The 20,791-nt window shown below is 64.8% G+C and carries 25 protein-coding genes and 5 tRNA genes; 12 read left to right on the top strand and 18 right to left on the bottom strand.

From position 1 onward, the window contains the following. Nucleotide 1: 1 nt before the first annotated feature. From C2I19_RS05545 to cutA, 7 genes are all read right to left on the bottom strand, one after another. Nucleotides 2–331, bottom strand: a complete 330-nt coding sequence (locus C2I19_RS05545; RefSeq protein ID WP_146056746.1) for a hypothetical protein — start codon at nt 329–331, stop codon at nt 2–4. A 125-nt stretch (nt 332–456) separates the two neighbouring features. Beyond that, nucleotides 457–532 (bottom strand) — tRNA-Lys (locus tag C2I19_RS05540). A 33-nt stretch (nt 533–565) separates the two neighbouring features. Beyond that, nucleotides 566–641: transfer RNA gene (locus C2I19_RS05535), tRNA-Lys, on the bottom strand. A gap of 27 nt (nt 642–668) precedes the next feature. After that, nucleotides 669–744 (bottom strand) — tRNA-Lys (locus C2I19_RS05530). Nucleotides 745–770: 26 nt separating this feature from the next. After that, nucleotides 771–846, bottom strand: a tRNA-Lys gene (locus C2I19_RS05525). A 31-nt stretch (nt 847–877) separates the two neighbouring features. Continuing rightward, a tRNA-Lys gene (locus C2I19_RS05520) sits at nt 878–953 on the bottom strand. 124 nt (nt 954–1,077) lie between these two features. Beyond that, the gene (gene cutA / locus C2I19_RS05515; protein ID WP_103901707.1) at nt 1,078–1,428 is read right to left on the bottom strand and encodes a divalent-cation tolerance protein CutA; all 351 of its coding nucleotides are present in this window, start codon (nt 1,426–1,428) and stop codon (nt 1,078–1,080) included. Nucleotide 1,429: 1 nt separating this feature from the next. Between cutA and C2I19_RS05510 the strand changes: the two genes are divergently transcribed. Then, the gene (locus C2I19_RS05510; RefSeq protein ID WP_103901706.1) at nt 1,430–1,876 is read left to right on the top strand and encodes an FxsA family protein; all 447 of its coding nucleotides are present in this window, start codon (nt 1,430–1,432) and stop codon (nt 1,874–1,876) included. Here C2I19_RS05510 and C2I19_RS05505 read toward each other — a convergent pair. Then, on the bottom strand, nt 1,870–2,166 hold the full coding sequence (locus C2I19_RS05505) for a DUF167 domain-containing protein (RefSeq protein ID WP_103901705.1): 297 nt from the start codon (nt 2,164–2,166) through the stop codon (nt 1,870–1,872). The two genes, C2I19_RS05510 and C2I19_RS05505, sit on opposite strands and share 7 nt — an antisense overlap. A gap of 76 nt (nt 2,167–2,242) precedes the next feature. On the opposite strand from C2I19_RS05505, the gene C2I19_RS05500 reads away from it, so the two are divergent. From C2I19_RS05500 to C2I19_RS21690, 6 genes are all read left to right on the top strand, one after another. Continuing rightward, a complete protein-coding gene (locus C2I19_RS05500; RefSeq protein WP_103901704.1) occupies nt 2,243–2,710 on the top strand; it encodes a Dps family protein in 468 nt (155 codons plus the stop codon). An 87-nt stretch (nt 2,711–2,797) separates the two neighbouring features. After that, nucleotides 2,798–3,637, top strand: coding sequence for an energy transducer TonB (locus tag C2I19_RS05495; RefSeq protein WP_103901703.1), 840 nt, complete (start codon nt 2,798–2,800; stop codon nt 3,635–3,637). 13 nt (nt 3,638–3,650) lie between these two features. Continuing rightward, nucleotides 3,651–4,028 carry a VacJ gene (locus C2I19_RS05490; RefSeq protein ID WP_103901702.1) on the top strand — a complete coding sequence of 126 codons (378 nt, stop codon included), beginning with the start codon at nt 3,651–3,653 and terminating at the stop codon, nt 4,026–4,028. Between the two features lie 33 nt (nt 4,029–4,061). Then, nucleotides 4,062–4,475: an acyl-CoA thioesterase gene (locus C2I19_RS05485; RefSeq protein ID WP_103901701.1), complete on the top strand. Its 414-nt coding sequence runs from the start codon at nt 4,062–4,064 to the stop codon at nt 4,473–4,475. A 20-nt stretch (nt 4,476–4,495) separates the two neighbouring features. Continuing rightward, nucleotides 4,496–4,981, top strand: coding sequence for a TlpA family protein disulfide reductase (locus C2I19_RS05480; RefSeq protein ID WP_103901700.1), 486 nt, complete (start codon nt 4,496–4,498; stop codon nt 4,979–4,981). A 148-nt stretch (nt 4,982–5,129) separates the two neighbouring features. Next, nucleotides 5,130–5,495: a hypothetical protein gene (locus tag C2I19_RS21690; RefSeq protein ID WP_146056745.1), complete on the top strand. Its 366-nt coding sequence runs from the start codon at nt 5,130–5,132 to the stop codon at nt 5,493–5,495. Between the two features lie 48 nt (nt 5,496–5,543). On the opposite strand, the gene C2I19_RS05475 is transcribed toward C2I19_RS21690, so the two are convergent. The 8 genes from C2I19_RS05475 to def form a co-directional block, all read right to left on the bottom strand. Continuing rightward, entirely contained in the window at nt 5,544–6,302 is a 759-nt protein-coding gene (locus C2I19_RS05475; protein ID WP_103901699.1) for a HesA/MoeB/ThiF family protein, read from the bottom strand. Between the two features lie 156 nt (nt 6,303–6,458). After that, nucleotides 6,459–7,727 carry a sigma-54-dependent transcriptional regulator gene (locus tag C2I19_RS05470; protein WP_103901698.1) on the bottom strand — a complete coding sequence of 423 codons (1,269 nt, stop codon included), beginning with the start codon at nt 7,725–7,727 and terminating at the stop codon, nt 6,459–6,461. Beyond that, the gene (locus tag C2I19_RS05465) at nt 7,727–9,829 is read right to left on the bottom strand and encodes a sensor histidine kinase (protein WP_103901697.1); all 2,103 of its coding nucleotides are present in this window, start codon (nt 9,827–9,829) and stop codon (nt 7,727–7,729) included. Before C2I19_RS05465 ends, C2I19_RS05470 begins: the two co-directional genes overlap by 1 nt. Beyond that, nucleotides 9,829–10,425: a DUF4390 domain-containing protein gene (locus tag C2I19_RS05460; RefSeq protein ID WP_103901696.1), complete on the bottom strand. Its 597-nt coding sequence runs from the start codon at nt 10,423–10,425 to the stop codon at nt 9,829–9,831. The genes C2I19_RS05465 and C2I19_RS05460 overlap by 1 nt, the downstream gene beginning before the upstream one ends. Further along, nucleotides 10,388–11,644 (bottom strand): 16S rRNA (cytosine(967)-C(5))-methyltransferase RsmB, encoded by a 1,257-nt coding sequence (gene rsmB, locus C2I19_RS05455; RefSeq protein WP_439647039.1) that lies wholly within the window; start codon nt 11,642–11,644, stop codon nt 10,388–10,390. Before rsmB ends, C2I19_RS05460 begins: the two co-directional genes overlap by 38 nt. A gap of 66 nt (nt 11,645–11,710) precedes the next feature. Continuing rightward, nucleotides 11,711–12,568 (bottom strand): zinc metalloprotease HtpX, encoded by an 858-nt coding sequence (htpX, locus tag C2I19_RS05450; RefSeq protein WP_103901695.1) that lies wholly within the window; start codon nt 12,566–12,568, stop codon nt 11,711–11,713. A gap of 48 nt (nt 12,569–12,616) precedes the next feature. Beyond that, nucleotides 12,617–13,540 carry a methionyl-tRNA formyltransferase gene (gene fmt, locus C2I19_RS05445; RefSeq protein ID WP_103901694.1) on the bottom strand — a complete coding sequence of 308 codons (924 nt, stop codon included), beginning with the start codon at nt 13,538–13,540 and terminating at the stop codon, nt 12,617–12,619. Nucleotides 13,541–13,609: 69 nt separating this feature from the next. Next, entirely contained in the window at nt 13,610–14,113 is a 504-nt protein-coding gene (def, locus tag C2I19_RS05440; protein ID WP_103901693.1) for a peptide deformylase, read from the bottom strand. A gap of 124 nt (nt 14,114–14,237) precedes the next feature. Here def and C2I19_RS05435 point away from each other — a divergent pair, with 124 nt between their 5' ends. The 5 genes from C2I19_RS05435 (at nt 14,238) to C2I19_RS05415 (ending at nt 19,950) form a co-directional block, all read left to right on the top strand. After that, nucleotides 14,238–15,275 (top strand): LysM peptidoglycan-binding domain-containing protein, encoded by a 1,038-nt coding sequence (locus C2I19_RS05435; protein ID WP_103901769.1) that lies wholly within the window; start codon nt 14,238–14,240, stop codon nt 15,273–15,275. Then, on the top strand, nt 15,272–16,351 hold the full coding sequence (dprA, locus tag C2I19_RS05430) for a DNA-processing protein DprA (RefSeq protein ID WP_103901692.1): 1,080 nt from the start codon (nt 15,272–15,274) through the stop codon (nt 16,349–16,351). Before C2I19_RS05435 ends, dprA begins: the two co-directional genes overlap by 4 nt. A 31-nt stretch (nt 16,352–16,382) precedes the next feature. Further along, entirely contained in the window at nt 16,383–16,841 is a 459-nt protein-coding gene (locus C2I19_RS05425) for a Smg family protein (RefSeq protein ID WP_103901691.1), read from the top strand. 154 nt (nt 16,842–16,995) lie between these two features. Then, complete coding sequence (gene topA, locus C2I19_RS05420) at nt 16,996–19,305, top strand: type I DNA topoisomerase (protein ID WP_103901690.1); 2,310 nt, start codon at nt 16,996–16,998, stop codon at nt 19,303–19,305. Between the two features lie 267 nt (nt 19,306–19,572). Continuing rightward, on the top strand, nt 19,573–19,950 hold the full coding sequence (locus C2I19_RS05415; RefSeq protein WP_103901689.1) for a hypothetical protein: 378 nt from the start codon (nt 19,573–19,575) through the stop codon (nt 19,948–19,950). Here C2I19_RS05415 and C2I19_RS05410 read toward each other — a convergent pair whose 3' ends face one another. Together C2I19_RS05410 and C2I19_RS05405 are read right to left on the bottom strand one after the other, a co-directional pair. Beyond that, nucleotides 19,951–20,319 carry a DUF1622 domain-containing protein gene (locus C2I19_RS05410; protein WP_103901688.1) on the bottom strand — a complete coding sequence of 123 codons (369 nt, stop codon included), beginning with the start codon at nt 20,317–20,319 and terminating at the stop codon, nt 19,951–19,953. It abuts the gene before it with no gap. Nucleotides 20,320–20,406: 87 nt separating this feature from the next. Continuing rightward, entirely contained in the window at nt 20,407–20,787 is a 381-nt protein-coding gene (locus tag C2I19_RS05405) for a diacylglycerol kinase (RefSeq protein WP_103901687.1), read from the bottom strand. Nucleotides 20,788–20,791: the final 4 nt, after the last annotated feature.

Below are 20,791 nucleotides of genomic sequence, written 5' to 3'. Positions count from 1 at the left end.
TTTACTGGGCGCCTTCCTTGCGCTGCCAGGCCTGCTGCAGCGTTTGCGTAGCCTGCTGCGAAGCCTGCTGCGCCTGGTTCTGCGCCGCCGTGGCGGCGGTCAGCTCGGCATCGGCCTTGTCCAGCGCGGCCTGAGCCCCGGCCAGCTTCTGTTCGGCCAGCGTCTTGGCATCCTGAGCATCCTTCAAGCGCTTGTCCGACTTCTGCTGCTGGCTCTCCGCCTGCTGAAAAGCCATTTGCGCCGCTAACAGCTGCTCATCGACTGTCTGCGCCAATGCGGCGCCGCTCCATAAAACCGCCAGCAGCAGCCCGACCTTCGTCAGCTTATTCATCACGCCCCCTTGCAGAATCATTTGGAATCCGGCAGCCATTATGCGGCAAGCTTGCGCGCGGCGACACCGCGGCCGCGGAAAAACAAAAAGCCCGGCGTCGAAACGCCGGGCTTTTTGAAGAATGCTGGTGGGTCGTGAAAGATTCGAACTTTCGACCTACGGATTAAGAGTCCGCTGCTCTACCAGCTGAGCTAACGACCCAGCGAGAAAAACTGCCGCGATCATGCAGGATGGTGGTGGGTCGTGAAAGATTCGAACTTTCGACCTACGGATTAAGAGTCCGCTGCTCTACCAGCTGAGCTAACGACCCATCCTGGAAACTGATCACCGATCTGACTGGTGGGTCGTGCGGGATTCGAACCTGCGACCAACGGATTAAAAGTCCGCTGCTCTACCAGCTGAGCTAACGACCCGCACAACAGTACGGCACATGTCTGGATGGTGGGTCGTGAAAGATTCGAACTTTCGACCTACGGATTAAGAGTCCGCTGCTCTACCAGCTGAGCTAACGACCCGTCCGGGACATGTAATACATAATATCAAGCATGGTGGGTCGTGCGGGATTCGAACCTGCGACCAACGGATTAAAAGTCCGCTGCTCTACCAGCTGAGCTAACGACCCATGCGAGAGACCGGAACTATAATGAAACCCTTCAGGCCAGTCAAGATGTTCTTGAATATTTTTTCAAAATCCAATGCGAAACGGGAACGATCGCCAAGCTGAGAAGTCGCAACTGAAGGGCGAATCAACCGGCCTCGCCACTTGAAACCACGCTGTCCGATACCCATGTCAGGTAAGAGGGCAAGCCCATGACCAAGGGCCAGGCGACGATTTCCGGCACCTCATACGGATGCAGCGCTTGCAGTCTCGCCTCCAGCCGCGGGTAAGCGTCGCGGCGGGTCTTGATCAGCAACGGCACTTCCTCGCTACGCTCGACCGCTCCCTGCCACAGGTAGACCGAGCGGCAAGGCGCCAGGATGTTGACGCAGGCAGCCAGCCGCTCGCCCACCAAAGCTTCCGCGATGCGCCCGGCCGTCTCCGCATCCGGCGCGTTGCAAACTACAATTACACATTCGTCAGATGGAAAAGAATTCACGATGCGCGCACTCCCCTTGTTGTTGCTGATCTACCCGTTCGCCGAAATCGCCGCGCTGGTGGCGCTGGCCGGCCGCATCGGCGGCTTCGCCGTTTTCATGCTGGTCATCCTATCCTCCCTGCTTGGCCTGTGGATGCTGCGCAACCAGAAGCTGGGCGCGCTGCTGACCCTGGGCAGCGTGTTGCGCCAGGGCGACAAGGTATCGCTGTACTCGCTGCTGTGGCCGCTGCGCTACGCCCTGGCCGGCCTGCTGTTCCTGCTGCCCGGCCTGCTCAGCGACCTCGCAGCCATCCTGCTGTTGCTGCCGCTGAAAGGACCCGACATCCAACTGCGCACGGCAGGCCCTAGCCCAGGCCCCGCTGCGGGGCCGGCGCAAAACGGCGATATCATAGAAGGCGAATACCACAGGGTGGATGAGGACACGCCACCCGGCCGCCGCCTTCAGTGAAGATCGAACAGAGCCAGCACAGCCTCGACGGCGAGATCGCAGTGGATCTCCACCACCTTGTGCCGGCTCTTGTCGCCGGACAGCAGGATCACGTCGCGCTTGGCCACGTCGAAACGGTCCGCCAGCCAGAGCAGCAGCGCCGCGTTGGCCTTACCGTCCACCGGGGGCGCGGCCAGCCGGATCTTCAGACACTCGCCGTGCTCGCCAGCCGGCTCCGTTTTCTTGGCGCCGGGCTGAACGTGCAGCGTCAGGCGCACGCGGCCGGCTTGGCACGACAACCAGGGTTTCATCGCCATTTCCCGACAAAACGGGGAGTGTAGACCAAAACGCGGCCAGGCTGCACGGCCGCCACACAGGAGCAAAATCATGGATATCGGCATCAATGAGCAAGACCGCCAACATATCGCGGACGGCCTGTCCCGCCTGCTGGCCGACAGCTACACCCTGTACCTGAAGACGCACAACTTCCACTGGAACGTCACCGGGCCGATGTTCAACACCCTGCACCTGATGTTCGAAACCCAGTACACCGAGCTGTCGCTGGCCGTGGACGCCATCGCCGAGCGCATCCGCGCGCTGGGCCACTACGCGCCGGGCAGCTACGCCGACTACGCCCGCCTGACCTCCATCGCGGAAGCCGCCGGCACGCCGCCCAAGGCCGAGGAAATGATCCGCCAGCTGGTGGACGGCCACGAAACCATCTGCCGCACCGCTCGCAGCATCTTCGAAGTGGTGGAGCACGCCGGCGACGAACCTAGCGCCGACCTGCTGACCCAGCGCCTGCAAGTCCACGAAAAAACCGCCTGGATGCTGCGCAGCCTGCTGGAAAAATAAGCCGGGCGCGCCCGCCGAACGCCGCGCGCCGCCGCGGCGTTTTCGCATCCGACCGTGCTACACTCCGGCAAAGTCCGGAAACTCGACATGGCCGATCGTCTGCACCGCTCCCGCCCCTCCGCGCCCGACAACCGCCCGCTATGGCTGATGGCGGGCGTCTCGCTGCTGGCCCACCTGGCGCTGCTGAGCCTGGGCGGCTTCGCCTCGCAGCCCGCGCCGGCCAGCGCGCCCAGCCCGCTGCAGATCAGCCTGCGGCCGCGCCTGGCGCCGGCCGCCGCCGCGCCGGCAACGGAACGCGTGGCCGAAGACAACCGCCAAGGCGCCGGCAACACCGCGCAAGCGCGCCAACTGCTCAGCCGCAGCGCGCCGCCCAAGCCCACTGCCGCGCCGGCCGCGCCGGAACAAACCGCCGCGCCGCTCAACCCCATCGTCCGCTCCGCGCCCGCCCCAGCCAAACTGCCGGCCACGCCGCCAGCCGCCAAGGTCAGCACCGGCTCCTTGCTCGCGCAGGTGGGCGCGCTGTCGCGCGGCGGCGATAACGCCGCGGCCGACAACGACAAGGAGAGCGGCCCAAACAACGCCAATCCGGCCGAAGCGGCGCGCAGCTATCCTTGGGCGCGTTACCAGGCGGACTGGCAGCTGAAAGTGGAGCGCATAGGCAATCTGAACTATCCGGAGGAGGCCCGCCGCCGCGATCTGCACGGCTCGGTGACGCTGGACGTAACCATCGCCGCCGACGGCAGCCTGCGCAGCATGCGCGTCAGCCGTTCATCCGGCTCGCCGATTCTGGATCAAGCCGCCCAACACATCGTCGAATTGGCCGCGCCGTTCGCGCCGTTTCCGCCCGCGCTGGCGAAGAGCAACTCGACGCTGCGCATCAACCGCAAATTCGTTTTCACCCGCGATAACCTGTTGTCCAGCCATTGAACAAGGATGCATCATGTTTGAAGTCAACCGCAGCCTGGCGCTTCTGCGCCCGCAAGCCCCGTTTCTCGCCTGGCTGAAAAGCCTGCCCGGCGCCATAGACCCGCAGCTGACGCTGGAGGCGCTGGCCGCAGACTGCAACGCGCTGCTGATTCCCCCGGCCGAAGACGCCGACGCGGCGCGCCGCTTCGTCCAGCAAAGCTACCGCCAGCTGTTCGAGGCCGAGCTCGCCGACTGGTGCGAGGATGAGAACCTGTGGCCGCAGAACATCAGTCCCAACCTGTTCCAGCAATGGTTCAAGGTGGAAATCCATTCTGTGCTGACCGACCTGGTCCCTGAGCCGCTGGAGCGCGAAGCGTTCACGCCGCTGGACCTGGACGGCGGCGCCGATTAACGCTACGCCAACACACCAAAGAGGGGAAAACACATGGCGCATGAAACACGGATCAAGGTTCGCGGCTATCATCTGGACCTGTTCGGCCACGTCAACAACGCGCGCTACCTGGAGTTCCTGGAAGAAGCGCGCTGGAACTGCTTCGAGGACAGCGGCGCGCTGCCGCAATTCCTGCAAAGCGGCCTGGCCCTGGCCGTGGTCAACATCAATATCGACTACGCCCGTCCGGCCACCATGGGCGAGCTGCTGGTCATCGAAAGCACGGTCAAGTCCATAGGCAACCGCAGCGCGGTGATCCACCAGCGCGTGCTGCTGGACGGCACGGACACCCTGGTGGCCCAGGCCGACGTCACCTTCGTGGTATTCGACGCCCGCGCCAACAAGGCCGTGGTGCTGGAAGGCCCGCTGCGCGACGCGCTGGAACTGATACAGGCCAAGTCGGCCTGAGACGCAATTAGGAAGACAAGATGAAGAAAGGTTTGCTGATCCTGGTGGCAGTCCTGGCGGTTGCCGGCATCGCCTATTCCCTGCTGTTCTCGCGCCAGCCGGCGCCGGAGGTCAAGCTGACTTCGCTGGCCGGCGTCAGCACCAGCACGGCCGCGCTGAAGGGCAAGGTGGTGCTGGTCAACTTCTGGGCCACCAGCTGCCCCGGCTGCGTCGAGGAAATGCCGGAGATCAAGAAGCTGCATCAGGACTACGCCGGCAAAGGTCTGAATGTGCTGGCGGTGGCGATGAGCTATGACCCGCCCAACTACGTGCAGAGCTTCGTCGCCAAGTATCAGCTGCCCTTCTTCGTCGCGCTGGACACTCAAGGCGACGTGGCCAAGGCCTTCGGCGACATCCAGCTCGCCCCCACCACCTTCCTGATCGACAAGCAGGGCAACATCATCAAGCGCTACGTCGGCGTGATGGACTTCGCCGAAGTGCGCAAGCTGATCGAGCAGCATCTGTAACCCCCCCGTAGGGCGGAAGCCCCTGCGGGGCGTTCCGCCATGCGTCGCCATCTGGCATGAGTTGGCCGGCACGCAGTTCGCGGGGATGGCTAAGCTAACGCGCACTACGGAATATTTGCATACAACTTCCCGACACTCAGGAACATCAATGATGCCAAGAAAACATTTTGATTGGGATGGGTACTTTTCTACAGCAAGTTTTGAAACCGTCAGGAAGGCTTCACCAGAATTGGATGGACGGTGCCCTCCAACAACTTATAGTCCGAATGGCAAGTTACTTTATCTATCATCACAGGACTTTGACGTAGAAATTGACGATCCGGAGCAGCTGCGTCAGGCGCTCACCGCAACTGGTCGGTCATATGCCAATGCAGTTTCATCCAAACATGCCAACCACTTTCAAGCATACATCGCAGAAGAAGATTTCATAATCATATGCAACCATTTAGCCAGTCTCGAAGACCCATCTGATTTCTCAGACCCCGATGCTTTACTTAAAGAATATCTTCGCTGATCGATAGCGCCATCAGGCGGAACGCCCGGCTTTAGCCGGGCTTCCGCCCTACCGGCACACCGCGCAAGCCGGATCGCGCGGCACGCGGATCTGCTTGAAGCCGCCGCCCAGCGCGTCGTACAAGGTCAGCTTGCCCAGCGCCGGCGCGATGCCGGCCAATAGCTTGACCGCCTCCACCGCCTGCAGGCTGCCGATCACGCCCACCAAGGGCGACAGCACGCCAAACGTCGCGCATGGGCCGTCGCTGGCCTCGCCTTCGTCCGGAAACAGGCAGTGGTAGCACGGCGAGGCGGCGTCGCGGCTGTCGAATACCGCCAGTTGGCCGGAGAAACGCACCGCCGCGCCGGACACCAAGGGCACGCGCGCGGCCACGCAGGCGCGGTTGACCGCGTGGCGGGTGGCAAAATTGTCCGAGCAATCCAACACCAGATCGTGCGCGGCCGCCTCCTCCATCAGCCGGTCGCCCGACAAACGCTCGGCCAAAGGCCGGACCTCGATGTCCGGATTCAAAGCCCGCATGCGCCGCGCCGCCGATTCAGCCTTGCCCTGGCCCAGACTGGCCGTGTCGTGGGCGATCTGCCGCTGCAGATTGGACAGCTCCACCCTGTCGTCGTCGACGATGGTCAGATGGCCGACTCCAGCACTGGCCAGATACAGCGCCACCGGCGAGCCCAGCCCGCCGGCGCCGACGATCAGCGCCCGCGCGGCCAGCAGCCGGCGCTGGCCCGCTATGTCTATCTCCGGCAACAGGATGTGCCGGCTGTAGCGCAGCAGCGCCTCGTCGTCCAGTTCGCGCGGGTGTTCCATATTCATGCTCCAGAATGCGGAACGCCAGCCCTGAGGGGGCTGGCGTCGATAAGCGATTTTTGTCGAGCAAAACGCCTGAGGCAAGGCGCGCCTCGCAGCTTGGGCTGAGCAAAGCGAAGCCCAACATTACCGCAATGCGACATCAGGCGTTTCGCCTTACTCCTCCGCCACCTTGCGGGCGAACTTGATGCCCAGCTGCTTGAGCTTGCGGTACAGGTGAGTCCGCTCCAGGCCCACTTTCTGCGCCACTCGGCTCATATTGCCGTTTTCCAGCGAGATGTGGTACTCGAAATAGCGGCGCTCCAGCTGTTCGCGCAATTCGCGCAGCGGGATGTTGAAGTCGAAGCCCGACTCCTCCACCGGCTTTTCGTGGCGGAACTGCGCCAGCACCTTGTTGACCTCGGAGGCGTCCACTTCGTCGGACTCCGCCGTCAGCGCCAGGCTCTTGATGATGCTGCGCAGCTGCTCCAGATTGCCCGGCCAATCGTACTGGCGCATCGCGTTCAGCGCGGCGGTGGTCAGCTTGCGCGCCGGCACCTGCTTGGACTCCACCAGCTCCACCAGGATTTGCTCGGCGATGAAGGTGATGTCCTCGGAATGCTCGCGCAGCGGCGGGATGGGCACGATCACGCTGGACAGCGCGGTCAAGAGGCGGTTGTCGCACTCCGGGTCCACCAGCAGCTCCTGCAGCGGACGGCTGCAGGAACAGATCAGACGCACGTTGAAGCGGTCCAGCTTGGACAGCAGGAATAGCAGGCCCTGCTGCACGCGGCGGCTGTACTGGCCGATTTCCGGCAGATACAGCACGCCGTTGTTGGCCTTCTGCAAGAGTTCCAGCGGCGCGTCGGCCAGCTGTTCCAGCTTGGCCGGCGTCACCCAGGGCGTATTGCCCTGGTGGAAGAAGCGCGCCACCAGCTCGAAGCCGGAGCCGGATTCGCCGGTCAGCAGCACCGGCGATTTGACCTTGGCCACGCGCTCCAGCTGGCGCTTCAGCTCCTGGATGGGCTCGCTGCGGCCCAGCTTGTCCAGGTTCAGCGAGGTGTTGGCCTGCATATCGCCATACTTCAGCGCGCGCTGCACGGTGGTCAGCAGCTTCTGCAAGGCGATGGGCTTTTCCAGGAAGTCGAATGCGCCTATGCGGGTGGCTTCCACCGCGGTGTCTATGCTGGCGTGGCCGGACATCATGACTACCGGCATATTGAGCAGACCGGACTTGGCCCACTCCTTCAGCAGGGTCACGCCGTCGCAATCGGGCATCCAGATGTCGAGCAGCACCAGCGCGGGACGCGTCTGGTTGCGCAACTGCCGCGCCACCTCGGCGTTTTCCGCCAGGGCCACGGTATAACCTTCGTCCTGCAGGATCTCGGAGAGCAGTTCTCGAATACCGATCTCGTCGTCCACAATCAAAATATCGCTGCTACGCATTAGGCCTCCAGCAATGGCAGGGAGAGAAGGACGCGCGCGCCTTGCCGTTCGGCATTCCCCAAAATGACCTGACCATGGTGTTCTTCCATAATCTTCTTGACCACGGCCAGTCCCAGACCGGTGCCCTTGGCTTTGCTAGTCACATAAGGCTCGAACGCGCGCCTGAGGACGTCCGGATTGAAGCCGGCGCCATTGTCCTCGACGCAGACGAGCGCGTTTCCTTCTTCTTGTCGGCTGCTAATTTGAATCATCGGGATGCCAACGTCAAGGACTGCATCCTGGGCGTTCTGCATCAGATTATGCAGCACCTGACGCAGCAGGGCGGCATCGCCCATAATCATCAGCGGCATGTCTTCCAGCGCAATCTTAACAGCAGGATTGGATTCGTAAAGAGTCATCACCTCTCGAATCACCTGATTGAGATCAAGCTTGACCAGTTTGATCTTGGGCGCGCGGGCATAATCGCGGAAGGCGTCCACCATGCTTTTCAATGCGCCCACCTGTTTGATGATGGTGTCGGTGGAGCGCTTGAGCATGTCGGCGTCGGGGCCTTCCAGCTTGTCTGCCAGTTTCATCGCCAGCCGTTCGGCGGACAGTTGAATGGGGGTGAGCGGGTTGCGGATTTCATGCGCCAGCCGCTTGGCCACCTCGCCCCAGGCCGCGTCGCGCTGGGCCCGCGCCAGTTCGGTGATGTCGTTGAACACCAGCACATAACCGTCGTCCGAATGCTCCGGCAGCCGCGCGCCGCGCACCAGCAGCGTGCGCTCGCCATGGCTGGTTTCATAATTCAACTGGGTCTGCCAGTCGGTCTCCACATCGCTGTCGGCATGCTGCATCACGGTTTCCACCAGCGGCGCCACCGCCGGCATCTCGCTCCCCCACTCCGGGAAGCGATGCTCGGCCAGCCGGCCGAATTCCACGCCGAGAATGCGCGAGGCGCTGCTGTTGGCGGCGCGGATCTGCCAGTCTCCGCCGAAGGCGATGACGCCGGCAGACAGGTTGGCCAGGATGCTTTCCAGATAAAGCTTGCCGCCTTCGAGCTCGCCGCGGCTTCTCTCCGCCTGCTGCCGCGCCTCTTCCAATTGCTGCGTCATGCGGTTGAACAGCGTGGTCAACATGCCCAGCTCGTCGCGGCGGTATACCGGGTGGCGCTTGGAAAAGTCGCCCTGCGCCACCGCGCGCGCGCCGGCGGCCAGCTCGGACAGCGGCGCGGACAAGCGTTCGGACAGGAACAGCGCGAAAGCCAGGGCCGCGGTCAGCGCCAACAGCACGGCCAGCGCCAGCGTCAGCATGTAGAAGGTGCGCAGCCCATGGCGCGCCAGCAACAGCTGGCGGTACTCGGAACGCGCGCTTTCGATCTGCTCCGCGTCGCGGCTGATGTCGGCCGGCGCGGCCTGGCTCAGCAGCAGCACCCGGGTTTCCTCGCCCGGCGAGCGGTAAGCCTGCAGCACGCGTAGCGTCAGACCGTTGTTGCCGTCGTTCTCTATGCTGTGCTGCGGATGCTGCGCGCGTACCGCTCGCAGGGTTTCCCGCGACAGCCTGGCCGGGGTCTTGTCGCCAGCGAAGGCCAGCAGCTGGCCGTTGCCGCGGTTGAACACGGCGATTTCCTTCAGCCCTAGCTGATCCCGCAGCCGATCCAGCCTCCCCGCCAGCTTGCCGTCTTCCAGCGGCTGCACTTCGTCCAGCACCAGCTGGCCCTTGCGGCCGACATCTTCCAGCACATAGTTCAGCGCGCTGCGCCCCAGCACCAGGCCGCGGTCCAGCGCGGCCTCCACTTTGACGTCGAACCAGCTCTCTATGCTGCGCGTCAGGAATTGCGCCGACACGGTGAACACCAGAAGGCCCGGCACCAACGCGACGCCGGCGAACATCAGCGCCAGCTTTTGCGTCAGTTTGGCGCCGAACACGCGGTTGCGCACCCGTTGGCGCAGCCGCAGCAGCTGTCGCGCCACCACGCTGAGCAGGGCGAACAGCAGCAGGCTGTTCAGGCCGAACACCCACCAGTAGTAGTCGTTGAGCTTGGAGGCGTTGCCGGTGGCCACGGCCAGCAGATAGAGCAGGATCGCGCCCACGGTCGCCATCGCGATGGTGGCGTAGCGCATCAGCCGGCATCCTTCATGTCGAGCTTGATCCAGTCCGACTCCAGCGTCCAGTCGTCGGAACCCAGCGCGTTCATCTGGAAGGGCTTGGGCAGCTCGCTGATATCCAGCATCAGCCTCACTTGGCCGGCTACGGCCCCCGCCTTCTTCGGATCAAGCGTGCCGGGATTCAGCACGCGCCAGCCCTGGATCGCGCCTATGGTGGCCAGCGCCTCGCGCAGGGTGGGATAGTAGTTGGAGAGCGAGCCTATGCTGACCCGGTAGCGGCCGGTCAGCGGCTGATAGGACAATTTGAAGCCGAGCTGCGCGTGCGGATCGAACCATTCGCGCAAGCTCAGGTAATAGGACGTGCTGCGGGGCTTGGTCAGCTGGAATTCCAGCCGGAAACCCAGCACCACGCCTTGCTGCAGCGCCTCGTTCAAGCTGGGCGTCAACCGCGTCAGGAAGCGGGTGCTGACCGACAGCGTGCCGTCCGGCATCACCTCGGCCTCGGCCCGGCGGGAGGCGATGGTGTCTGCCCAGGCCGCGGTGGCCAGGCAGCACAGCAACAGCCCGATCAGGCTAATTTTTTTGAAGCAGCGCGTAATAAAAGCCGTCATGACGCTCACAGGGCAGCAGTTGCTCCTCTTTCAGCCGCACCGCGTCCGGGTGGCGCCTCAGGAAGTTCTCCAATTGCTGGCAGTTCTCTTCCGGAAAAATCGAGCAGGTAGCGTATAGCATTTTGCCGCCGCTGGCGAGCAGCGGCCACAGCGCGTCGGCCATCGCCGCCTGCTGCCTGCCCAGCGCGGCGAAATCGCCGGGGCGGCGCAGCCATTTGATGTCCGGATGGCGGCGCGCCACGCCCGAAGCCGAGCACGGCACGTCGGCCAGGATGCGGTCGAACGGCCGGCCGTCCCACCAGGTTTCCGGCTTCGCCGCGTCGGCCTCGCGCAGCTCTGCAGTCAAGCCCAGCCGCTCCAGATTGTCGGCCACCCGGCCGAGCCTGCCCGCGTCTATGTCCAGCGCCGTCATCTCGATACCCGCCAGCTCCAGCATATGCCCAGTCTTGCCCCCGGGGGCCGCGCAGGCGTCCAGCACGCGCATGCCGGGGGCCAGATCCAGCCAATGCGCCGCGCGCTGCGCGCCTTCGTCCTGCACCGAAACCGCGCCGTCGTCGAATCCCGGCAGCTCGCGCACCGCCACCGGTTTAGCCAGCTGCACGGCGTCATCGCCTAAAGCCACGGCCGCCATGCCGGCGGCCTCCAGCCGGGCCAGATAATCCGCGACCGTGCCTTGGCGGCGATTGACGCGCAAGGTCAGCGGCGGGTGGCTGTTGCCGGCGTCCAGCACGGCGCGCCACTGTTCCGGATAAGCCTGCCGCAGCCGCTCCACCCACCAGCCGGGGTGATTGGCCGACGCGATTTCGTCGCCCGCCGCCTCAGCCAGTATCTCCTCGCGCCGGCGCTGGAAATTGCGCAGCGCGCCGTTGACCAGGCCCTTGAACTTGCCGCGGGCGATGCCGGCGGCCGAGGTGACGGCTTCGTTCACCACTGCGTACGGCGCGGCTCGCGTGTGCTGCAGCTGGTACAGCGCCACCAGCAGCAGGCGCTCCAGTTGCGGCTCGGGCAGCGGCCGCGGCACCAGCTGGCGCAGGCAATGGCGTAGCGTGCCCAGATGGCGCAGGCTGCCGTAGCTCAGGTCCTGCAAGGCGCCGCGCTCAGCCGGCGTGAGCTGCGTTTGCTGACGCTGCGCCTCGGCCAGCGCGTCGGTCAGGGTGGTGCCGGCCTCGATGCGGCCCAGGATGTCTGCGGCCAGCCGCTGAATGTGATGCATGTCGATTCTCTCGATGAAACAAGGCCAGTCCGCTGCGGACTGGCCCATGGCAAGGATACCGATAATAAACGCTTAATAGACGCCGCGCGCCATGTCGTTGAGCCGCGCGATGCGCTCCTCGGTATGCGGGTGGGTGCGGAACAGCTCGCCCAGGCTGCCGCCGCCGGACAGCGGATTGATGATCATCATCTGCGCCGTTTCCGGGTGCGCCTCGGCGGTCGGCATGGCTATGCCCTGAGCGTAGTATTCGATCTTCTGCAAGGCGGAGGCCAGCGCCAGCGGATCGCCGGAGATCTCGGCGCCGCCGCGGTCCGCTTCAAACTCGCGCGCGCGCGAGATCGCCATCTGGATCAGGCTGGCGGCCACCGGCGCCAGGAAAGCGACGGCGAGACGCGGCAGCAGACCCACCGGCTGGCCGTTCTCGTCGCGGCCGCCGAAGAACATGGCGAAGTTGGCCAACGCGGAAATGGCGCCGGCCATGGTGGCCGAGATGGTGGAGATCAGGGTATCGCGGTGCTTGACGTGGGCCAGCTCGTGGGCCATCACGCCGCGCAGCTCGCGGTAGTCCAGCATGCGCATGATGCCGCTGGTGGCGGCCACGGCGGCATTGGCCGGATCGCGGCCGGTGGCGAAGGCGTTGGGCTGCTCCTCGTGGATCACGTAGACGCGCGGCATGGGCAGGCCGGCGCGCTGCGCCAGTTCCGCCACCATGCTGTAGAACTCGGGCGCGCTATTGGCGTCCACCTCCTGCGCGTTGTACATGGACAGCATCATGCGGTCGGAATTCCACCAGGCGAACACATTGAGTCCGCCTCCGAACACCAGCGCCAGCAGCATGCCGCCCTTGCCGCCCAGCATGCCGCCTATCAGCGCGAACAAGGCCATGATGGCCGCCATCAGCACCGTGGTCTTCAACCAGTTGTCGTTCATGCTCTCCCTCTCGAAACCCGCTTGTCCATCAAACAGATGCTTGGAGCCTCATTCCCCCAGCCTGGTTCCCGCCAGGCTGGCTCGGCCGGCGACGAAATCGCGCGCGGCCAGCCGTTTGCCGCCAGCCGCCTGCAACACGCTCAGCCGCACCAGGCCGACACCCGCTCCCACCAGCACGCCGTCAGCGTCGGCGGATACCACCACGCCCGGCTCGGCCGCGCCGGTCTCGGCGCTGGCCATCCACAGCTTCAAGGGCTCGTCGTTAAGCTGGGTGAAAGCGCCCGGCGCCGGATTGTAGGCGCGAATGGCGCGAGCCACGTCCTCGGCCGGCAGCGTCCAGTCGACCTGAGCTTCGGCCTTGCTCAGCTTCTGCGCGTAAGTGACGCCCGCCTCCGGCTGCTTCTCCGGCGCGATCCGCTCCAGTTGCGCCAGCGTGGACACGATGGCTTGCGCGCCGCAGGCGGCCAGCTTGTCGTGCAGCGTGGCGGCGGTTTCGTCGGCGGCGATGGCCACCGGGTGGACGCTCAGCATGTCGCCAGTGTCCAGGCCTACGTCCATCTGCATGATGGTGATGCCGGTTTCGGCATCGCCGGCCAGGATGGCGCGCTGGATGGGCGCGGCGCCGCGCCAGCGCGGCAACAGGGACGCGTGAATGTTCAAACAGCCGCGCGCCGGAATCTCCAGCACGTCCTGCGGCAGGATCAGGCCGTAGGCCGCCACCACCATCACCTCTGCGCCCACGTCGCGCAGCATCTGCTGCGCCTCCAGGTTGCCGCGCAGCTTTTCCGGCTGCTCCACGCGCAGGCCGTTGGCCAGCGCCACTTCCTTGACCGGGCTGGGCTTCAGCTTCATGCCGCGGCCGGCCGGGCGATCCGGCTGGGTCAACACCAGCGGTATCTCATGGCCCGCGTCAATCAGCGCGCGCAGCGCAGCGGCGGCGAATTCCGGCGTGCCGGCAAAAATCAATTTCATTGGCTTGTTTCCCGCTAATGACAACGGCGCCGTCCCGCGGCGCCGTCCATCGCCTGCCTCGCGGCGGGCTTACATATTCTGTTTTTCGCGCTTCTTCAGCTTGGTCTTGATGCGCTGCTGCTTCATCTGCGACAGCCGCTCGACGAAGACCACGCCGTTCAGGTGGTCCAGCTCATGCTGGATGCAGATCGCCAGCAGGCCGTCGGCCTCCAGCTCGAAGGTTTTGCCGTCGCTATCCTGCGCCTTGACCTTGACCCGCTCGGCGCGGGTGACCTTGTCATAAATGCCAGGCACCGACAGACAACCTTCCTCGTAAACGGTCTCGCCGTCCTTTTCGACGATTTCCGGGTTGATGAACACCCGGCGCTCGTCGCGCTCCTCCGAGATGTCCATCACCACCAGCCGGCGATGATAGTCCACTTGGGTGGCCGCCAGGCCTATGCCCTTGGCCTCGTACATGGTTTCGAACATGTCGTCGATCTGCTGCTTCAACGCGGCGTCGAAAACCTCCACCGGCGCGGCTACCGTGTGCAGACGTTCGTCCGGGTAATGCAAAATGTTCAACAGCGCCATTCTATTCATTCACTCCAAGTTGTCGTATCGCTGCGCCCGCGTCGATAATAGAGCGGTTCGACGCAGCTTCGTTCAGCCTCGGCCGGCGCGCATTCCGGCCGGCTTCAAGAATTGGAATCCATTCATGCTTAAGCGCATTATATCGCTTGCCCTGGCCTTGGCGCTGTCCCTTCCCGCGTGGGCCGACGAATTGACGGTCAAGCCGGACGCGCCGTCGCGCTACACCGTGAGCCGCGGCGACACGCTGTGGAGCATCGCCGGCCATTATCTGAACAACCCCTGGCAATGGCCTCAGCTGTGGCGGATGAACCGCGAACAGGTGCGCAACCCTCACTGGATCTATCCCGGCGACGTGCTGACGCTGGACTATGCGGACGGACGGCCCAGGCTGTCGCTGGACGCCGGCGCGCCGCGCGAGGTCAAGCTGTCGCCGCAGGCACGCGCCGAGCAACTGGACCAGGCCGTCTCCAGCATTCCGGCCGACGCCATCGAACCGTTCCTGGTCCGTCCGCTGGTGGTCGATCCGCAGCAGTTCGCCACCGGTCCGCGCCTGGTCGCCGGCCCGGATGAGCACCTGAGCCTCAGTTCCGGCGACCGCGTCTACGCCAGCGGCGTCAATGAGACAGGCAGTTGGCAGGCCTATCGGCTGGGCAAGCAGCTGACGGACCCGGACAGCCATCAGGCGCTCGGCGTCGAAGCCATATATGGGGGCGATCTGGTGGTAGACAAGCTGCGCCCGGACATCCAGACCCTGCACATCCGCAGCGTGGCCGGCGAAGTGCTGGTGGGCGACCATCTGGTGCGCGCGCCCAAGCAGTCCTTCGTCAATTACGTCCCGCATCCTGCGCCCGCCGAGCTGCGCGGCAAGATCGTCTCCACCTATCAGGGCGTGGCCGGCGCGGCGCAGTTCTCCACCGTAGCGATCAATCTGGGCGCCGCCGACGGCGTGGAGCCGGGCATGGTGTTCGGCATCTTCAAGAAAGGCGGCGCCATCGTGATCCGCGACGACGCCGGCAAGAAGCGCAAGGCGCAACTGCCGACCGAACAGGCCGGCGAGATGTTCGTCTACCGCGTCTTCGACAAGCTGTCCTACGCCCTGGTGCTGAACAGCGACGGCGCCCTCTATGTCGGCGACGGCATAGCCTCCCCGGAGAGCGAATGAGCGGCCCCTCCCGCGCCTGGCTCAGCCTCGCGCTGACGCCCGGCATCGGTCCGGTGGGTTTCCTGAAGCTGATCGACGCCTTCGGCTCGGCCGAGGCCGCCGCCGGCGCCCGCGCGGCGCAAACCGAGAAGCTGATAGGCCGGGAAGCCGCCGAGGCGCTGCAAAACGGCGCCGCGGCCGAATCTGTCGACGCGACGCAGGCCTGGGCCGCCGGCGAAGGCTGCCACCTGATTTCCTTGTTGGACGACGACTACCCGCCGCAACTGGCCGAAGCCGCCTCGCCGCCGCCCTTGCTGTTCGCGCGCGGCCGGCGCGAACTGCTGGCGCGGCCCATGCTGGCCATCGTCGGCAGCCGCGCCGCCACGCCGCAAGGCAAGCGCAACGCCGAGGACTTCGCCTCCGCCCTGGCCGCGCACGGCTACACCATAGTCAGCGGCCTGGCCAGCGGCATAGACGCCGCCGCCCATCTCGGCGCGCTGGCGCACCCGGCGTCCACCATCGCGGTGATAGGCACCGGCATAGACCGCGTCTATCCGGCGTCCAACCGCCTGCTCGCCCACCGCGTCGCGGCGGAAGGCCTGATCCTGTCCGAATTTCCGCTGGGCATCGGCCCGCTTTCCGGCAACTTCCCGCGCCGCAACCGCATCATCGCCGGCCTGGCCCGCGGCTGCCTGGTGGTGGAGGCCGGCACCGCCTCCGGCTCGCTGATCAGCGCGCGGCTGGCGATGGAGAGCAATCGCGAGGTGATGGCGATACCGGGCAGCATCCACAACGCCCAGGCGCGCGGCTGCCACCGGCTGATCAAGGACGGCGCGCGGCTGGTGGAGACCCCGGACGAGGTGCTGGACGAGGTGGGCCGCCTGCCGGCCGCCATGCCGGCGGCCGCGCCGCACGACACCGCTCCGGGCTCTCCGCTGCTGGACGCAATGGGCTGCGAACCCATCCTGGCCGATGAACTGGCGGACGCCGTCGGGTTGACTGTGGCGGAGGTTTACGCGATGCTGCTCGAACTGGAGCTGGACGGCCGGGTGGCCAGCATGGCCGGAGGCCGCTACCAACGTCTGGCACAAAACTGAACGCGCGGCGTTCACTCTCAGAAATCAGGCCATGTTTGACGTACTCACCTATTTATTCGAGCAATACAGCGACCCCGCGGCCTTCGGCGACCGCGGCGCCCTGACCCGCCAGCTTGGCGCCGCCGGTTTCGAGGAAGACGAGATCGGCGAAGCGCTGGACTGGCTGGACAGCGTCGGCGAAACCAGCGTCGAACCCTACCTGGGCGCGGACGAGGGCAGCGGCCTGCGCGTCTACGCCGACAGCGAGCTGGAACACATTCCTGTCGACGTGCGCGGCCTGCTGCAGTTCCTGGAAGACAACGGCGCCCTGACGCCGGCCCAGCGTGAAATGGTGATAGACCGGCTGCTGGAGCTGGACAGCGAGGACCTGGACGTCGACAACACCAAACTGCTGGTGCTGATGGTGCTGTGGGCGCAACAGGCCGAATTGCCCATCCTGCTGGGCGAGGCGCTGCTGGAAGCGGTGCATGGCGAGCCGACCATGCAATAACTTGTCAGGCCCGGGCCGTCGGCTTAACATGCCGCCGATTAGTCAACCTGCCTATTGTGTTCAAGAGCGCCCTTGCGCTCTTGTTTCGTTTGACGGATATAACAAGATGTGTCGGCCGGGCGCGTCCGGCCTTGAATTTCGCTGAAAAGATAATATGCCCACCAGTCTCCTGATCGTCGAATCGCCGTCCAAGGCGAAGACGCTGAAAAAATACCTGGGCCCGGACTTCGAGGTCCTGGCCTCCTACGGCCATGTGCGCGATCTGGTGCCGAAGAACGGCGCTGTCGATCCGGAAAAAGACTTCGCCATGAAGTACCAGCTGATCGCGCGCAACAGCAAGCACGTCGACGCCATCGTCAGCGCGGTGCGCGAGGCCGACCACGTCTACCTGGCGACTGACCCGGACCGCGAAGGCGAGGCCATTTCCTGGCACCTGGTGCAGATCCTCAACAGCAAGAAGCTGCTGAAGGACAAGACCGCCCAGCGCGTGGTATTCCACGAAATCACCAAGAACGCGGTGCTGGACGCCATCCAGAACCCTCGCGAGATCGCGCAGGACCTGGTGGACGCGCAGCAGGCGCGCCGCGCGCTGGACTACCTGGTGGGCTTCAATCTGTCGCCGCTGCTGTGGAAGAAAATACGCCGCGGCCTGTCCGCCGGCCGCGTGCAGAGTCCGGCGCTGCGCCTGATCTGCGAACGCGAGAACGAGATCAAGGCCTTCGTGCAGCAGGAATACTGGTCCATCCACCTGGACAGCCACAAGAGCCGCACCAAGTTCAGCGCCAAGCTGACCCAGCTCGCCGGCAAAAAGCTGGACCAGTTCGACCTCCCCAACGAGGCCGAACAGGCAGCCGTGCTCGCCCGCCTGCAGGGCTTGCCGGCCTCCGTAAGCAACATCGAGAAGAAAAAGAAATCGCGCAGCCCCGCCGCGCCGTTCACCACTTCCACGCTGCAGCAGGAGGCCGTGCGCAAGCTGGGCATGACCACCGACCGCGCCATGCGCACCGCGCAGCAGCTGTATGAGGGCATGGACATCGGCCAAGGCACGGTCGGCCTGATCACCTATATGCGTACCGACTCGGTGGCGCTGGCCAATGAGGCAGTGGAGGAAATCCGCGGCTACATCGGCCTGAAATGGGACGCGGACTACCTGCCCAAGAACCCGGCGGTCTACAAGAGCAAGGCCAAGAACGCCCAGGAAGCGCACGAGGCCATCCGGCCGACGTCCATCCTGCGCACGCCGGAAATGGTGAAGCCTTTCCTGACCACCGACCAGTTCAAGCTGTACGACATGATCTGGAAGCGGACCCTGGCCTGCCAGATGGCCCCGGCCAAGTTCGACACCACCAGCGTGGACATCCAGGTGGGCGAAGGCGTGTTCCGCGCCAGCGGCCAGGTGCAGACCTTCGCCGGCTTCCTCGCCGTGTACGAAGAAGACGTGGACGACGCGGAAGACGAGGACAACGCCAAGCTGCCGCTGCTGACCGAGGGCGAAGAACTGCCGGTGGACAAGCTGTACGGCGACCAGCACTTCACCCAGCCGCCGCCGCGCTTCTCCGAAGCCAGCCTGGTGAAGGCGTTGGAAGAATTCGGCATCGGCCGCCCGTCCACCTACGCCAGCATCATCTCGACGCTGAAAGACCGCGAGTACGTAATCCTGGACAAGAAGCGCTTCCTGCCCACGGACACCGGCGACATCGTCAACAAGTTCCTGACCGAGCACTTCGCGCAATACGTCGACTACAACTTCACCGCCAAGCTGGAAAACCAGCTGGACGAGATCGCCAACGGCGGCCGCCAGTGGGTGCCGGTGATGGATACTTTCTGGAAGGGCTTCAAGAAGCAGATCGACGAGAAGGAAAGCATCTCCCGCGCCGAAGTCACCACGGAAAGCCTGGACGAAGCCTGTCCCAAATGCAGCAAACCGCTGTCGATCAAGTTCGGCAAGCGCGGCCGCTTCATCGCCTGCACCGGCTATCCGGATTGCGACTACACCCGCAATATCGGCGAAACCGCCGAGCAGGCGGCGGAAGAGGCGGAAGCGCCGACGGTGATCGAGGGCCGCTCCTGCCCGGATTGCGGCGGCGAGCTGCACATCAAGAAGGGCCGCTACGGCAAGTTCATCGGCTGCGCCAATTACCCGAAGTGCAAGCACATCGAGCCTTTGGAAAAGCCGCGCGAAACCGGCGTCACCTGCCCGGAATGCAAGACCGGCCAGCTGATCGAGCGCAAGAGCCGCTACGGCAAGCTGTTCTACAGCTGCAACACCTATCCGAAGTGCAAGTACGCGACCTGGAACCCGCCCATCGCCGAACCGTGCCCGAAGTGCAACTGGCCGATTCTGACGATCAAGACCACCAAGCGCCGCGGCACCGAGAAGGTATGCCCGCAGAAGGAATGCGGCTACGCCGAGCAGATCGCGCCGCCGGAAGGCAAGGACGCCGCCCCCGCCGAAGAGGCGTAAGCGCGCTGACCGAAACCGCTCCCCCTCGGAGCGGTTTTTTTGCGCCCGCCGTTGCGTTTTTGGTCCATGCGGCCAAGCTGCGCCAGCGTTGCGCCCACGCCAACAGCATCAACAAGCATCTGATTCTATTGCGATTCAGCGCAACGCATGCGCTATCATCCGGCTGTACCTGCCGCCGAGCTTCCGACGGCGCGCGCCGCCCTGGCATGCCGGACGCAGCAGCCCTGCTCCGGCCGGCGGCGTTTTATTTTTTGAGATCGCCGCATCATGAAAGTCAGCAGTCATTTCCTGTTCACCGGAGCCAGCATACTCACCCTGCTCAGCCTCGCCGACCACCAGTACCTGCTGCTGCCGCTAGCCTTCCTGATCGCCTTCCTCGGCCTGTCCGCGGCCGACCGCGAGCAGATCGCCGAGATGGCCGCGCATACCACCGCGATGCTGATTCCGGCCTCGCAGCGGCCCTTATTGCCGCTGGACGCCTTCCGCGGCCAGGACCTGATGTTCTACCGCGCCGGCAGCCCGGTCTACCGCACGCTGATCGCGCGCGATTCGCGCTGGCAGCTGTTGGGCGAACAGGGCCAGGTGCAGGAAGAGCCCGGCTGCATCCGCGTCTATCCAGGCTATCTATACCGCCGCCAACCGTAATTAAGCCGCCGCACGGCTCCCCTCCGCCTCGCGGATTTCCCGCGCCAGGAAGTAATTCAGCGCCGTGCGCAGCACGGCGATGGCCCCCAGCTTGCCTATCTGGTCCCAGCTCGGCGCCACGGCGGTGGACAAGATGTCCGCCGCCAGCTGCAACTCCAAGGCTAGCGCCAGGAAGCGGGCAAAGGTCAGCCGCAGCTGGTTGTAATCGCTGGGGCGCCCGGCCAGGCGCTGCCGCAGGCAACGGCCAGCCGCCAGCAACACCCCCGCACCTATGATCAGCGCGCCACAGGCCTCCACGCCCAGTTTCAGCCATAGCGCCAGGTTCTGCACCCACTCCTCGACGCCCGCCTGCTGCGGCGATATCCACATATCGCATCTCCCGTTCCGACATGAAAAAAGGCCCCGCCAGCATGGCAGGGCCTGATAGTCAGAGCCGGATAAGTCCTGGCGGTTCCCTCAGCCGAACAGCACGATGCCCCACACTGTGGCCAGATTGATCAGGCCCAAGAGCTGGGCCGCGCTGCCCATGTCCTTGGCGCGCTTGGCCAACGGATGGCGCTCCAGCGAGGTGTGGTCCACCGCCGCCTCGATCGCGGAATTGAGCAGCTCGATGATCAGCGTGGCCAGGCTGCTGGCCACCAAGAGCGCGCGCGCCAGCGGCGTGGTATGGACGACGAAGGCCATGGGAATGAGGATCAGGGCCAGGATGCTCAGCTGGCGGAAGGCGTCCTCATGGCGCAGCGCCGCCTTCAGGCCGTCCAGCGAATAGCCGAAGGCATTGATCAGCCGCGTCAGACCCTTCTTGCCCTTGAACGGGCTTTCTTCCATTTTTCCCATCGCT

The sequence above is a fragment of the Chromobacterium alticapitis genome, from assembly GCF_002924365.1.
Classification (GTDB): domain Bacteria; phylum Pseudomonadota; class Gammaproteobacteria; order Burkholderiales; family Chromobacteriaceae; genus Chromobacterium; species Chromobacterium alticapitis.
This window is presented reverse-complemented; position numbering and strand designations above follow the sequence as displayed.